At 67.3% G+C, this 14,384-nt stretch carries 14 protein-coding genes; 2 read left to right on the forward strand and 12 right to left on the reverse strand.

All coding sequences use genetic code 11. The features are described 5' to 3' along the window. Window positions 1-70 precede the first annotated feature (70 nt). Window positions 71-1,147: a patatin-like phospholipase family protein gene (locus tag AC1Q9M_RS21185; RefSeq protein ID WP_382322173.1), complete on the forward strand. Its 1,077-nt coding sequence runs from the start codon at window positions 71-73 to the stop codon at window positions 1,145-1,147. A gap of 28 nt (window positions 1,148-1,175) precedes the next feature. On the opposite strand, the gene nadC is transcribed toward AC1Q9M_RS21185, so the two are convergent. The 12 genes from nadC to AC1Q9M_RS21245 all read right to left on the reverse strand — a co-directional run bounded on the left by nadC (window position 1,176) and on the right by AC1Q9M_RS21245 (window position 13,074). Continuing rightward, complete coding sequence (gene nadC / locus AC1Q9M_RS21190) at window positions 1,176-2,021, reverse strand: carboxylating nicotinate-nucleotide diphosphorylase (RefSeq protein WP_492435619.1); 846 nt, start codon at window positions 2,019-2,021, stop codon at window positions 1,176-1,178. A gap of 39 nt (window positions 2,022-2,060) precedes the next feature. Next, on the reverse strand, window positions 2,061-2,522 hold the full coding sequence (locus tag AC1Q9M_RS21195) for a bacteriohemerythrin (protein WP_444687618.1): 462 nt from the start codon (window positions 2,520-2,522) through the stop codon (window positions 2,061-2,063). Next, window positions 2,519-3,271 carry a sulfite exporter TauE/SafE family protein gene (locus AC1Q9M_RS21200; RefSeq protein ID WP_382322176.1) on the reverse strand — a complete coding sequence of 251 codons (753 nt, stop codon included), beginning with the start codon at window positions 3,269-3,271 and terminating at the stop codon, window positions 2,519-2,521. The genes AC1Q9M_RS21195 and AC1Q9M_RS21200 overlap by 4 nt, the downstream gene beginning before the upstream one ends. Window positions 3,272-3,306: 35 nt before the next feature. Then, complete coding sequence (locus AC1Q9M_RS21205; RefSeq protein WP_382322177.1) at window positions 3,307-4,296, reverse strand: substrate-binding domain-containing protein; 990 nt, start codon at window positions 4,294-4,296, stop codon at window positions 3,307-3,309. Between the two features lie 11 nt (window positions 4,297-4,307). After that, entirely contained in the window at window positions 4,308-5,312 is a 1,005-nt protein-coding gene (locus AC1Q9M_RS21210) for a PDR/VanB family oxidoreductase (RefSeq protein ID WP_382322178.1), read from the reverse strand. Continuing rightward, on the reverse strand, window positions 5,309-6,481 hold the full coding sequence (locus tag AC1Q9M_RS21215) for a Gfo/Idh/MocA family protein (protein ID WP_382322179.1): 1,173 nt from the start codon (window positions 6,479-6,481) through the stop codon (window positions 5,309-5,311). Before AC1Q9M_RS21215 ends, AC1Q9M_RS21210 begins: the two co-directional genes overlap by 4 nt. Continuing rightward, entirely contained in the window at window positions 6,481-7,014 is a 534-nt protein-coding gene (locus AC1Q9M_RS21220; protein WP_382153469.1) for a MarR family winged helix-turn-helix transcriptional regulator, read from the reverse strand. Before AC1Q9M_RS21220 ends, AC1Q9M_RS21215 begins: the two co-directional genes overlap by 1 nt. A 43-nt stretch (window positions 7,015-7,057) precedes the next feature. Further along, the gene (locus AC1Q9M_RS21225; RefSeq protein ID WP_382322180.1) at window positions 7,058-8,155 is read right to left on the reverse strand and encodes an ABC transporter ATP-binding protein; all 1,098 of its coding nucleotides are present in this window, start codon (window positions 8,153-8,155) and stop codon (window positions 7,058-7,060) included. A gap of 25 nt (window positions 8,156-8,180) precedes the next feature. Next, entirely contained in the window at window positions 8,181-9,938 is a 1,758-nt protein-coding gene (locus AC1Q9M_RS21230; protein ID WP_492435623.1) for an ABC transporter permease, read from the reverse strand. A gap of 8 nt (window positions 9,939-9,946) precedes the next feature. Further along, window positions 9,947-10,987 carry an ABC transporter substrate-binding protein gene (locus AC1Q9M_RS21235; RefSeq protein ID WP_492435625.1) on the reverse strand — a complete coding sequence of 347 codons (1,041 nt, stop codon included), beginning with the start codon at window positions 10,985-10,987 and terminating at the stop codon, window positions 9,947-9,949. Window positions 10,988-11,060: 73 nt separating this feature from the next. Beyond that, the gene (locus tag AC1Q9M_RS21240; RefSeq protein ID WP_444687626.1) at window positions 11,061-11,792 is read right to left on the reverse strand and encodes a class II aldolase/adducin family protein; all 732 of its coding nucleotides are present in this window, start codon (window positions 11,790-11,792) and stop codon (window positions 11,061-11,063) included. Then, entirely contained in the window at window positions 11,785-13,074 is a 1,290-nt protein-coding gene (locus AC1Q9M_RS21245; protein WP_444687627.1) for a Rieske 2Fe-2S domain-containing protein, read from the reverse strand. The genes AC1Q9M_RS21240 and AC1Q9M_RS21245 overlap by 8 nt, the downstream gene beginning before the upstream one ends. A 273-nt stretch (window positions 13,075-13,347) precedes the next feature. Between AC1Q9M_RS21245 and AC1Q9M_RS21250 the strand changes: the two genes are divergently transcribed. Further along, a complete protein-coding gene (locus AC1Q9M_RS21250; protein WP_444687628.1) occupies window positions 13,348-14,328 on the forward strand; it encodes a porin in 981 nt (326 codons plus the stop codon). Window positions 14,329-14,384: the final 56 nt, after the last annotated feature.

The following is a 14,384-nucleotide window of genomic DNA, read 5'->3' on the forward strand; positions in this document are numbered from 1 at the left end:
GTCCCAGACCGGGCCCGATGTCACCCGGCCATGGTGCAATGCACCACCCTCCCCCCTGACAATGTGATCCATGGCCCAGCCCCCCCGCCCCGGCAAACACCCGATCGACCTCGCTCTGCAGGGCGGCGGCTCGCACGGCGCCTTCACCTGGGGCGTGCTCGACCGCCTGCTGGAAGACGACACGCTGGAGATCGCCGCCGTCAGCGGCACCAGCGCGGGGGCCATGAACGCGGTGGCGCTGGCCTCGGGCCTCATGGACGGCGGGCGCGAAGGCGCGCAGCGCGTGCTGCGCCAGTTCTGGACGCGCGTGGCCGAGCTCTCGCCTTTCCACCGGCTGCAGACCAGCCCGATCGGCGTGCTCATGGGCCCGGCCACCGACTGGCTCGCGCCCTGGCTCAAGCCCTGGACCGAGCCGCTGCAGCAGGCGGCCGATGCCTTCGGCCACACGCTCTCGCCCTACCAGCTCAACCCGCTCAACCTGAACCCGCTGCGCGACATCCTGGTCGAAACCATCGACTTCGACCGCGCGCGCCGCTGCCACAAGACGCAGCTCTTCATTGCCGCCACGCAGGTGCGCACCGGCGCGCTGCGCGTGTTCGGCCAGCAGGAACTCACGGCCGACATGGTGCTGGCCTCGGCCTGCCTGCCGCTGCTGTTCCAGGCGGTGGAGATCGAGGGCGAGGCCTACTGGGACGGCGGCTACGCGGGCAACCCCACGCTGCTGCCGCTGGTCAACGAGACCCGCGCCGACGACCTGCTGCTGGTGCAGATCAACCCCACGCAGCGCGAGAGCGTGCCCACCAGCGCGCGCGACATCCTCGACCGCATCAACGAAGTGACCTTCAACGCCAGCCTGGTGAAAGAGCTGCGCACACTGGCGCTGCTCAAGCAGGTCATCGGCGAGCAGCGCTCACCCGGCAGCCCCGCGCTGTTCCAGCGCGTGCAGCGGCTGCGCGTGCACCTGATCGAGGGCGGCGACTCGCTCGCGGCGCTGGGCGCGGGCAGCAAGACCAACACGCAATGGGCCTTCCTCTCCAACCTGCACGCCATGGGGCGCGAAGCGGCGGACCGCTGGCTGCATGCGCACCGCAAGGACCTGGGGCAACGCAGCACGCTGGACCTGGGGCCGGTGCTCAAGGACGTCTGAGCCGCGCGCCCCGCCAAGGGGGTCGGACTCAGGCCGCGAAGCGCATGGAAAAGTCGGCGGCGGTGACGTCCTTGACCAGCGCGCCCACCGAGATGCGGTCCACCCCGGTCTCGGCATAGGCGCGGATGTTCTCCAGGTTCACGCCGCCCGAGACCTCCAGGCTGCACCGGCCGCCAGCCATCGCCACCGCGCGGCGGACCGACGCCAGCGGCATGTTGTCCAGCAGCACCATGGTCACGCCGATGGCCAGCGCCTCTTCCAGCTGCGCCAGGGTTTCCACCTCGACCTGGATGAAGCTGGCCTGAGGCGCCAGCGCCTGGGCGGCGCGGAACGCGGCCGGGAGGCTGCCGGCCGCGTGGATGTGGTTTTCCTTGATCAGCACCGCATCGAAGAGCCCCATGCGGTGGTTGTGCCCGCCGCCGCAGCGCACGGCGTATTTTTGGGCCTGGCGCAGGCCGGGAAGGGTCTTGCGGGTGTCGAGCACGCGGGCGGCCGTGCCCTGCACCCGATCGACGAAGGCCGCCGTCCGGGTCGCGATGCCGCTGAGGAACTGCAGGAAGTTCAGACAGGTGCGTTCGGCGGTGAGCAGCTCGCGCGCGCCACCCTCGACCTCGAAGATCGCCTGCCCGGGTTCGCAACGCCCGCCGTCGGGCACCCGCCAGGTCACCGTGGCAGACGGGGCCAGCTGGCGCAGCGTGGCCCGCACCCAGGGTTCGCCGCAGATCACAGCGGCCTGCCGGCAGATCACGACAGCGCGCGCACGCCGGTCGCCGGGCACGATGCCGGCGGAGAGATCGCCCGCGCCCACGTCCTCGGTCAGGGCGCGTTGCACGTCGGCGTCGATCTGGGTGGGGGGAATGTCGAGGTCCATCATCGTCGGCAGAGAAGGGAGAGAGAGAGAGAGAAAAAGGGGCTAGGAACGTCGCCGCAGGACCACCGGCTTGCCGCCCAGCTGGGCCTTGCACATCCAGTGCGCCAGGGCGGAATCGAGGTGGGTGGCATGGCCGGGGAACCAGTCTTCCAGCGCATCGGCCAGGCGCCGGCAGGGCGCCATCTCGCCCTGCAGCAGCAGAGCGCGCACCTCGGCGGCCGAGCGGAGCACGGCCGCGTGCTCGTCCACATGGCACTGGCGGGGCGGAAACCCGCTCTCTTCCATCCAGCGGTCCTCCTCGCCGAAATGCGCGGCCAGGTGATCGATCATGGCCTCCAGCGCGACCAGCAGGATCTCGTCGGGCGCGCGCTGCAGGTCGCCCAGGCAGGCCACGAACTGCTCGTGCCGGTGGTCCATGGGTGGGTAACCGAGCAGGAGCTCGTCGCTCCAGGCCAGGGGGCCCTGTTCGGACACGGGCGTGGGCGGGAGGGCGTCCTGGTTCACTTGAACAGCAGCACCGTCGCCAGCACCGTCAGAAAGGCCAGCAGCAGCGCGCGAAAGCGCGTCTCGCTGAGCCGGTAGCGGATCTTCTTGCCCAGCGCGAGCCCGAGCAGCATGGGCAGCACGGTGGCGCAGGACACCAGCAGCTCGAAGGCGCCGAAGCGGCCGTACCAGATCATGGCCGAGTACATGAACACCGAACCGAAGAGGTAGATGACGCTGATGCTGCCGATGAACTCCTCGCGCTTGAGATTCAGCGCCATCAGGTAGGTGATGAGCACCGGGCTGGTGAGGGACGACACCCCGCCCATCACACCGGCCGTGATGCCGGCCAGCACGCTGGCCGCGGTCTCGTGGCGCGGCGCGATCCGCACGTTGGGCCGGGTCGCCATCAGCAGCACGGAGACCAGGATCGCGCAGGCGAACATCACGTTCATCTGGTCGGCCGAGAGGCTGGAGGTCAGGCGCACGGTGAGCACGACGGACAACAGCTGCGACATGATCAACCAGCGAAAGCGCTTCACGCTGTAGATCGGCGAACCGCGCTCGATGGTCTGGACCACGTTGGACCACAGCACCGGCACCACCATCAGGCCGATGGCCTGGGCCGGCGGCACGAAGAGGGACAGCATGGGCACGGCCAGCATGCCCATGCCCACGCCCATCGCGCCCTTGACGATGCCCGCCGCCAGGACGATGACCGCCCCCGCCAGCAGGAACACCAACCAGGCGGCGGGCTGGAATTCACTCATTCGATGGACCATGGCAGGCGGCGGCGCGGCCGGCCTCAGATGCTGTAGCTCTCATAGGTCGACGGGTGGAACAGCTCGGCGAGCTCGACCTTGCGGGCCGACAGGCCTTGCGCATGGTGGTGGTGCAGGAAGGCCTCGAGGGTCCGGGTGTTGGGCGCCACGCCGTAGGACCAGAAATCGTTGCCCAGCAGTTCGCGCGCGGCCTTGAGCTGCTCCTCCACGAACGGCAGCGTGACCTTGGTGGCCGAGGTGTCGGCCAGCAGCTCCAGCGCGCGCGCCTTGGATTCGCTGAAGGCCTTGAACAGCGCGGCGGGCAACCAGGGGTGCCGCTGCACCAGCTCCTTGCGCACACCGACCACGTGCATGATGGGGAAGATGCCCTTGCGGGCGTAGTAGTCCTTCGCGGCCGCCGTGGGGTCGTCGAACAGCCAGCCCACCTGCGGGTTGCTCAGGGCGGGACCGCTCGGCGGGCGCGGCGCGATGAAGGCATCGATCTCGCCCTGGTCGAGCAGGTCGGAGATGGTGCGGCCTTCCGGCGCGCTCGTCACGTCGACGCCGGGCGGCAGGTTCAGCTTGATCTTCTCGGGACGCCCCGGCGTGTCGATGCCGCCGCGCACCCACTTCACGTCCTCCGGCCGGATGCCGAAATCATCCTGCAGGATCGAGCGGGCCCAGACGATGGCGGTGAGCTGGTACTCGGGGATGCCGATGCGGCAGCCCTTCAAGTCCTCGGGGCGCCGGATGCGGTCCTTGCGCACGTAGATCGAGGTGTGCCGGAACGCGCGCGAGAGAAAGACCGGGATGGCCACGTAGGGGCTGTCACCGGCCGAGTGCTTGACGAGGTAGCTGGAGAAGGACAGCTCGGTGACGTCGAAGTCGCGGTTGCGCATGGCGCGGAAGAACATTTCCTCCGGGCTGAGCAGCATGTAGACCGGGTCGCAGCCATCGATCTGGACGCGGCCGTCGAACAGGGCGCGGTTGCGGTCGTAGTCGCCCATGGCGACGGAGATTTGCAGTTGGGACATGGTGGGGTTTCTCAAAGGTCGATTTCGATCACGGAGCTCTTGGCGCGGGAGACGCAGATCATGATTTCGCTGTCGTGCTGGTCTTCGTCGAGCACGTAGTCGCGGTGATCGGCCACACCGGCCACGAGCCGGGTGCGGCACGAGCCGCAGGTGCCGCTCTCGCACGAGCTGGGCACCAGCACCCTGGCTTCGCGCAGCACATCCAGGATGGTCTTGCCGCAGGGCACGTCGAACATCTGGCCGGTCTTGCAGAGCCGGACCTTGAACGGGATGTCGGTGTGCGCATCGGAGACCTCGCTGGTGCCGAAGTCCTCGAAATGCACCGTGCCACTCGGGCGGCCGCGCGCCAGTTCCTTCACCGCGTCCATCAGGCGCCGGGGGCCGCAGCAATAGATGTGGGCGTCGGCCGCGCAGGCCTGCATCGCGGCCGCGAGGTCGAAGCGCTGCGCCGGGTCGGCGTGGTTGTGGTGCACGGTGGCGTGCGGCGCCAGATCGGGGGCCAGCAGTTCGTCGCGGTAGGCCGCCGACTCGGGCATCTGCGTGAGGTACAGCACCTTGAAGGCCCTGCCGCGCTGCCGCAGGGCGCGCGCCATGGACAGGATGGGCGTGATGCCGATGCCACCGGCGATCAGCCAGTACGAGGGCGCCTCCATGCCCAGCGGGAAGTAGTTGGCGGGCGGCGACACCGAGACCGGGTCCCCCCGCTGCACCTGGTCCACCAGGCTGCGCGAGCCCCCCAGGCCCTGCGCCTCGCGCTTGACCGCGATGCGGTAGAGCGCCGTCTCGCCCGGGCGGTTGCAGACGGAGTAGCGCCGCGTGAGGCCGTTGGGGGTGAGCAGCGTGATGTGGGCGCCGGGTTCGGCGGGTGGCAAGGCACCGCCACCGGCCCGCGCCAGTTCGAACTCGTGCACATCGCTCGCGATGCACTGTTTGCCCACCACCTGCAGGCTCATCCAGCCGTTGTCCACGGTGGACGGGGTCGGGGCCGTGGCGACGGCCAGGTCTTCATTGCTCATACGGGAACCGCTCTCTGTTCGTTCAGGGCCACGTCGGCGTTCTGCTCGGAGGACTCGAGGGCCGCCAGACACACTTCCAGGTTGGCCATGCCCCACAGGCCGTCGTGCACGGCGGCCGCGCGGCCGCGGATCGCATCGCCCCATTCGTCGAGCACGAGCTCGCGCGGGCTGCGGTCGGTGGGGAAGCGGAGTTCCTCCACGCCGTCGCGGTCGTACACCTGAAGCCCTTGTGGCGACTGCCGGATGTCGCCGCCCTCGCAGCTGACCAACGTGATGCCGAAGAAGGGGTGGAAGGGCGCCTGATCCGGAATCACCTGGCCGGCGCGCGCCTGCTTGGCCTGGAGTTCGGCGGCGGCGTCGCGCGCGCCGCCGGCGCCGCGGCGCTGCACGCTCCAGCCCTGCTCGGGGGCGGGGAAGCCCCATTCCGACAGCCCGCCGAGGATCTCGGTGGTCTGGAAACCACCGTAGCCGTTGTACACGGCGGTGGCCACCGCGCCGTTCTCGAAATCGAGGTAGACGCAGTGCGCGCCGATGGCGCGCCGCCCGCGGTCCAGGTCGAAGGCGCGGGCGCGCACGCGGCGAACCTCGCCGCCGCACAGCAGCCGCAGGATGTCGAACTGGTGCGAACCCTGGCGCAGCGTCACGCCACCCCCTTGCCGGGCATCCAGCTCGTCAGGGCGGCGCGGGCGGTAGATCCAGTCGGTGAAGCACCAGTTGTGGGCCATGCGCACGCCTCCCAGGCGGCCCGAGGCGATCACTTCGCGCATCTTGCGGATGGGCAGGTCGTAGCTGTGGGAATGACCCACCAGCAGGACCACGCCGCGCTCGCGCGCCGCCCGCACCATGGACCGCGCGTCGTCCAGCGCGATGGCCATGGGCTTCTCGACCAGCACGTGCAGGCCCGCCTCCATGGCCTGCAGCGCCTGGGCCGTGTGGTATTCGGTCGGCGAGGCGATGCAGACCGCGTCCAGGCGCGGGCCTTCGGCCAGCAGCTGCGCCAGCGTCGCGTGGCCCGGCACACCGTACTTCGCCTGTGCCGCCAGACGGGCGTTTTCGTGCGGTTCGACGAAGGCCGCCAGCTCGAATTCGGGGTGTCGGGCGATCGCAGGGACGAAGGCCAACCCGGCATTGCCCATTCCGAGCATGCCGATGCGAAGGGGAAGGGACATCACGGTTCTCCGTCGAGGCCCAGGTCGTCGTCACCGTCCACCTGCCGGGCGGCGTCCCGACTCAGGTTGTCGATGATGGCCAGCAGGGTGCGCCGCGTCGTGGCCAGGTCCTCGGCCGGCACGCCCTGCGAGGCGATGGCGTTGACCTCCTCCGCGCAGATGACGATGGCCGAGCGCAATGCCACGCCCTTGGGCGTGAGGAAGACGCGGTTGTTCTTCTTGTTGCCCGGCACCTTCTGGCGGAAGACATAGCCCTGCGCCTCCATGCCCTTGAGGGCCGTGATGGTCGAGGGCTCGGTCACGCCGGCCTGCTCGCTGAGCTGGCGCTGCGTCAGGCCGTCGCCGCGCCACAGGATGCGCAGCAGGGTCCAGTGGCCGTAGAGCACATCGTGCTGCTTCAGCCGGCGCGAGAGGCTGCTGGAGGTGCAGCGGAACGCGGTCTTGACCAGGTGGGCCAGGCGCTCGTCGTTGAGCACCCCGCGCCAGTCGGCGGCAATGGCTTCTTTTTCCCTGTTGTTTTCTGCTTGAGACATGGCGATCGGTTGGCTTGAGGCGGGGTCGGGGTGGATGGAAGCGTCAGTCCGGGCTGATGCAGATGCATTTTTCGGGGTTGATCCTGACATACAGGGGCTCACCCACCATGGTCTTGAGCGAGGGGTGCGCGCGCGCCATCAGGGAACGGTCGCCGAGTTTGACCTGAAAGTCGATGAACTCGCCCAGGAACACCTTGGCGTCGACCGTCGCGGCCAGCACGTTCTCGCCCACCGGCGCCAGTTCGCTGAGCTCCACGTCCTCGGGCCGCACCGAGAGCAGCACCCGCGCGCCCACGGGCAGCTTTTCGTAGGCGGTGACCCGCAGCACGCCGATGCCGGTCTTGACGTCGCACAGGTTCTCGCCCACCCAGGCCCGCACGTCCCCTTCGATGAAGTTGGTCAGGCCCACGAAGTCGGCCACGAAGCGGTTGGCCGGGCGCTCGTAGATGTCGCGCGGCGAGCCGATCTGGCGGATGCGGCCTTCGCTCATCACCGCGATCTCGTGCGACAGCGCCAGCGCCTCGCTCTGGTCGTGGGTGACGTAGATGGTGGTCAGGCCGAGTTCGCGCTGCAGGCGCTTGAGTTCGAAGCGCATGCGCTCGCGCAGCTTGGCGTCCAGGTTGGACAGCGGCTCGTCGAGCAGCAACAACTCGGGCTCCATGGCCAGCGCGCGCGCCAGCGCCAGGCGCTGCTGCTGGCCGCCGGAGAGCATGGTCGCCTCGCGGTCCGCGAAGTTCTCCAGGCCCACCACCGTCAGCACGCGCATGACCTTGTCCTCGATCTCGCGGCGGCTGAATTTCTTAGAGCCCACCTCGAGCGGGAACGCCGCGTTCTGGAACACGTTCATGTGCGGCCAGATCGCGTAGGACTGGAACACCATGCCGAAGTTGCGCTTGTTGGGCGCGATGAAGACGCCGGTGCTCGAGCAGTAGACCGGCTGGCCATTCACCGTGATCTTGCCCGACACGGGTTTCTCCAGGCCGGCCACCGAGCGCATGGTCGTGGTCTTGCCGCAGCCGCTGGGCCCGAGCAGGGTGAACAGTTTGCCCCGGGGCACCTCGATGGAGATGTCCTGCGCCGCCTTGACGATGCGCCCGTGGCTGTCCTTGTATTGCGTGTTGAGGTTGCTTACGCGCAGCATGTGCTTGTCTCCAGTTGCTTGTTCATCAGATTTCCTTCACCCCGAAGCGGCGTCCCACGTACTGGGCCAGGATCACCAGCATCAGCAGGGCCAGGATGAACACCACGCCCAGCGCGGACAGCTCCACGAACTGCCCGTTCTCCCACAGCTCCCAGATCACGATGGCGATGACCTCGTTGCCCGGGCTGTACAGCAGGATGGAGGCCGAGAGCTCGCGGATCGAAACGATGAAGACGTAGATCCAGCCGGCCAGCAGGCCCGGCTTGAGCAGGGGCAGGAGGATGCGGTAGAACATCGTGCCCCAGCCCGCTCCGCTCATCTGGGCCGATTCCTCCAGCTCCTTGTGGATCTGCAGCATCGACGTGCTGTTGTAGCGCATGCCGTAGGGCATGAACCGCGTCACGTAGACGATCAGCATGATCCACAGCGTGCCGTAGACGCCGATGTTGAAATTCAGGTAGAAGACCATCACCGCCAGGCCCAGCACCAGGCCCGGGAAGACCAGCGGCAGGGAGGCCACGTTGTCCAGCAGCCAGCGGCCGGGCAGTTTGGTCTTGATCACGATCCAGCACACCACCGAGGTCATCAGCATCACGATGGTGGCGCTGCCGAAGGCCAGCAGCAGGCTGTTCCACACCGAGTTGGCGATGGTCGGGTGGTCCCAGAGGAAACGATAGGCGTCCAGGCTCATGTTGCGCGCCGCTTCCATGGAGGGCACGGCGTAGTAGCTCTGCAGCGACGACCATAGCAGCACCAGGAAGGGCAGCAGCACGATCAGCGCGAAGTACAGGATGAACACCGCGGCCGTGACATAGCGCCAGGCGCCCAGGTCGACCACGCGCGGGCGGAACCCCTTGCCCGTGACGGTGGCGTACTTGCTGCCCTTGCCGGTGAGCCGGGACTGCAGGTAGATGCCCGCCGTGGTGATGAGCAGCAGCGTGGTGCCGTACGAGGACGCCAGGCCCACCTGGCTCGGATACTGGTGCACCGCCTGGTAGATGGCGGAGGTCAGCACCTGCGTGCCCACCGGAATGCCCAGCAGCGCGGGCACCTCGAAAGCCTCGATGGCGCGCACGAACAGGATCAGCATCGAGGCGAAGATCGCCGGCCAGGTCAGCTTGAGCGTCACGCGCCAGAAGATCTGGCCGATGCTGGCGCCGCTCATCAGGGCCGACTCCTCCAGCGAGGGGTCCATCGAGCGGAACGCCGCCGTCATCATCAGGAAGGCCATGGGCGAGTAGTGCAGGCCCTCGACCCAGATCATTCCCCAGATCGAGTACACGTTGACGAACACGTGGTCGGTGGCGAACCAGCTCTGCAGCAGCAGGTTGATCAGGCCGATCTTCGGGCTGCCCAGCAGGATCCAGGAGATCGTGAACATGATGCCGGGAATGATCAACGGGATGATCGAGAGCGCGAAGAACAGCTTCTTGAAAGGCGTGTTGGTGCGCTCGTTCATCCAGGCCAGCATGCCGCCCACGCCAAAGGCGAACACCGCCGTGCCGCTGGCGAACACCAGCGAGTTGCCCATGAGGTGCAGGGTGTCGGTCGAGCCGTAGGCCCGGGCGTAGTTCTCCAGCGTGAAGCGCGAGGCCTCGCCCGCGGTGTCGGGCGTGAAGAAGCTCTGCCAGATCAGGAAGCCCAGCGGCATCAGGGCCAGGTACGCCACCGCCAGCAGGCAGGCCCCGATCACCAGCCACTGCATGTTCAGCGCCCCGCCCAGCCTGCGCCAGGGCGGCACCCTGGCCGGGCGGGCACCGGCGGCGTTCAGCGAAGTGCTCATGTCGGTGATCACTTGGCTTTCTTGACGATCATCTCGTCAAAGGTGGTCAGCCAGGCGCTCTGCATGTCGATGGCCTTGGCCGGATCGATGTAGCGCAGGGCGTCGTCGCGCAGGGGGTGGGGCAGCTTCTTGTGCGTGGTCACATAGCTGAACTCCTGCAAGATGCGCTGCCCCTCCTCGCTGACGATGAAGTCGTAGAACAGGATGGCCGAGGCCGGGTTCGGCGCCTTCTTCAGCAGGGCCACGGTGCTGGGCTGGGCGATCACGGGCTTGAGCGTGAAACCCTTGATGGGCGCGCCCTTGGCCTTGAGCTGCTCGGGGTTCCAGTTGTAGACCGTCAGGGCCAGCGGCACCTCGCCGGAGGCGACCATGGTGGTCAACAGGGAATGCCCCTTGCGGGCGGAGATGCCGTTGGTGGCCACGATGTTCTTGAAGATCTCGCGCCCGCGCTCCTCGCCCATCTCCAGCAGCAGGGTGCCGAACCAGCCGTGGTTGTTCGCCTCGATGCCCAGGCGCCCTTTCCATTTCGGGTCCTGCAGGTCCTCGTAGCTCTTGGGCAGCTCGGCTTCCGTGATGCGGCTGGTGTTGTAGGCCGCGGTCCAGACGTCCAGGGTGACGCCGACCCACTCGCCGTGCGCCGGTGTGGCCTGAGGGATCAGCTCCGCCGTGAAGGGGGAGCGCACGGCCTGCAGCAGCTTCTCGCGGTGGGCCGCCTCGTTCTCGGGCGCGTTGTTCTGGACGATGTCCACCTCGAAGCGGTTGCCGCGCGACTCCGTGATCACGCGCTGGAGAATGGCCTCCGAGCCTGCGCGCCAGGCGCGGGTCTTGATGCCGTACTTCTTGGTGAAGGCCGCCATCACGTTGGTGAGCGCGGGATACGAGTGGTACACCGTGATCCCGTTCTCCTTCTTGGCCGCCTCCACCAGGCGCGCCTGCCGGTCGGGGCCCTGGTACAGGGCCAGTTCACTCACGCTGCCCTGGGCCAGGGCACCCTGGGCACCGAGCACCACGAGGGCGCTCGCCACCACTTTCTTCAGAATCTTCTTCATTGCTGTGTCTCCTTCATCATGGGGTCCAGGCGGTGTTCCCGGCGCGGCTCGCAACGGCTGGATGGCTCGCCTCTCAGCTCTTCTGGCGGATAGCGCGCCGTCGCAGGTATTCAAAGTTGATCGTGTATTGCTCCGTCTTGGTGATGGTGTCGTGCAGGCGCTCGATGCACGCCCGGTCGAACTCGGCCCCGGCGGCACCGGCCGCGTCGGCCAGCAGCTGGATCTCGCAGGCGTTCTCCAGCAGGATCGCCAGGATGGTCGACTCCTCGACGCTGGCGCCCACCACCGCCACACCATGATTCCTCATCAGCACGGCCTTGTGGGGACCCAGGGCTTTGGCCACGCCGGCCCCCATTGCGTGCGTGCGGATCAGCTCGATGGTGTCGGTGTACACCGGCAGGCCATCGAGGAACGCCACGCTGGGCTGGCTGATCGGCCGCATGGTCCGCCCCGTGGCCGAAAAGGCCACGGCGTGCGTGGGGTGCGTGTGGATCACGCTCATGACATCGGGCCGCGCCTTGTAGATTTCGGAGTGGATGTACACCTCGCTGTGCTTTCGCCCGCCGCCCCCGATCTTCTCGCCATCCAGGTTGCAGATGACGATGTTTTCGTGGGTGATCTCGTCGAAGCCGAAGCTGTGCGGCTTCATGTAGAAGTGGGTCGGGTCGCCGGGCACGCGCACCGACACGTGGCCGCGCGTGAGGTCGCCCTGGCCCGCGGCCTCGAGGATGAGCCCCGAGTCGATGAGCACCTGCCGGGCGTCTTCCGCGCTCAGGCCGCCTCGGGTCTGCGCCGGGTTAGCCATGCTGCGCTTCCAGTGCGGCTTCGGTCGCTTCCCGAAGCCTGGGGTTCTCGAACACGTTGACCAGGTCCTGTGCGATGGGCGAGTACTTGGCGTGGGTGCGCAGCATGAAGCTGGCGAAACCGTCGCTGTTGTGGTGCTTCTTCTTCTCGTTCGGCAGGTCGATGCAGGCGTTGCGCGCGGCATCGCGAACGATGCCGATCGGGTCCTGGCCCTGCTGCATCTTCTTGATCTCGCGCCGCAGCACGCGGCGGTAGGTGGCGATGCCCTTGTCCGACGCGCCCAGGTTCTCCAGGGTGCGGTCGGCGATCGCGCCCTGGGTGATCCAGGCCATCATGTCCTGGCCGTCCACGTTGTCCACGATGAACTCGCCTTTGTCGTCCTTGAAAGGCACGTCGTAGGTGTGCACCTTGTCCAGCAGGCGCTGCGGCACCGAGACACCCTCGGGCGGCACGTAGGCGTTGTACCAGAGGTGCAAGGTGTTCTCATCGTCCATCGGCACCCGGATCTGGAACGAGAAGTAGCGCGACTTCTCGTCGCCATTGCCCACGGCCAGCATGTTCGGGAACACGACCGGATGGCCAATGCGCCAGTCGTCGCCATCCTCCGAATGTCCCTCCAGCAGGCGGTGCTTCGTGATGCCGAACTCGAACTCGCGGAAATCGATCTTCACATGGTGGGCGCTGATCGCGACCTTGATGCCTTCCTGCTCCTTGAGGAACTCGTAGTGGTGCCCGTGCAGCCACTCGGTGTGGATCGGATCGAGCGAGTTCTCCATCACCTGAAGCCAGTTCACCGGCAACTCCGCGCGACCCAGCATGCGGATCGTGCCGCCGGCGACGAAACCGTCGAAACGCGGCAGCAGCGGCGCGGGCTGGGGGCCCAGGTAGGCGAACACGAGGCCACCCAGCTCCTGCACCGGATAGGCATCGATGGCCACCTTGTCGCGGAACGCGCAGTTGTCGACCTCGTTCGGCTGCTCGATGCACTTGCCAGCCACGTCGAACTGCCAGCCGTGGTACGGGCAACGGATGCCCTCGGCCGTGGGGATGCCGTGCAGGAACGACGCGCGCCGGTGGGGGCAGCGCTCCGCGATCAGGCCCAGTTCGCCCTGGCGGTTGCGGAACAGCACCAGGCGTTCGCCCAGCAGCCGCACCGGCCTCGTCCACTTGCCGTCCATGTCGGCCACCGCGCAAATCGGGTGCCAGTACCGCCGCATCAGCTCGCCCATGGGTGTGCCTTTGCCCACCTGGGTCAAGAACTGGTTGCCTTCAGCCGTTTCCATCGCTCATCTCCTATCGAGGGGTTTGGTCAGATTTAAGAAAATACTTAGCTATCTATCATTTGTCGATCGCCAGTGTAAAGGCGCCACATCCCTTGAATCAACGCCATTTTTGGGCATTTTTTTAGGGGTTTACCCTGATGATTTTAAATACACCGGGTATTTTTACTTAGATAGAAAATTTTGTTCTTCTGCCTACAATCCGCCCGCCTTCCGCACGGTGTGGAAGGCGGGGGCCCTGACGGGCTCCGACCGAACCACAAGGAGATATCCCTCATGAAAAAGAGCTTGATGGCTCTGGCCGTCCTGGCCTGTACCGGCAGCGCCATGGCGCAAACGAACGTCACCCTCTATGGCCGCATCGATGCCTCGCTGGGGGCGACGAAGCTCAACGGCGTGAGCACCACGCAGCTCTACAGCGGCAACCTCACCAACAGCCGCTGGGGCATGCGCGGCAGCGAAGACCTGGGCGGCGGACTCAAGGCCCTCTTCCAGCTCGAGACGGCATTCAACGCCGACGACGGCACCGGCGCGGCCGGTTTCTCGCGCCAGTCCTGGGTCGGCCTGAGCGGCGGCTTCGGCTCGGTCCGCATGGGCAAGGCCGACAGCATCTACAAGGACATCTTCGACCTGGGCAACACCTACAACATCTCGGCCGACTCGCAGTTCAACTCCGCCGTCGAGGCCTACCGCGCCGGCCTGGCCGCCTACGTCGCCCGCCCGAACAACCAGATCCGCTACGACTCGCCCAGCTTCGGCGGCTTCAGCGCCGGCCTGACCTACGCGCTCGATGAGGACGTGGCCGGCACACCCAAGGTGACTGCCATCGGCGCGCGCTACCGCGCCGGCAACCTCGACCTGGGCGTCGCCCACCAGGACGAAGACCAGCCGCTGTTGGTCAACGACCGCCAGCACACCACCGTCGGCGCCACCTACAACTTCGGTCCGGCGCGCCTCTCCGCGCAGTACCAGAACGTCAAGGCCGGCGACAACCGCAAGGACAACGAGATGGCGCTGGGCGTGAGCGTGCCGCTGGGCAACCTGGAGCTGACCGCCGGCTACTCGCGCAGCAAGGCCAAGAACGCCGCCGGCGCCACCAGCGGCAAGGGCGCGGCCTTCGCCCTGGCCGCGACCTACGCCATGTCCAAGCGCACGCGCGTGTACGGCGGCTACCTGGACGGCGAAACCGAGAACGCCGCGGGCGTGACCACCCGCGACTACCGCCTGTACGCCGTGGGCATCCGCCACGATTTCTGAGCGCGCCCCCACTCCAAGGCTTCAAGCCTGCCAGCCCTCACGGGTTGGCAGGCTTT

It is taken from the genome of Hydrogenophaga sp. GW823-FHT04C09 (genome assembly GCF_058796355.1).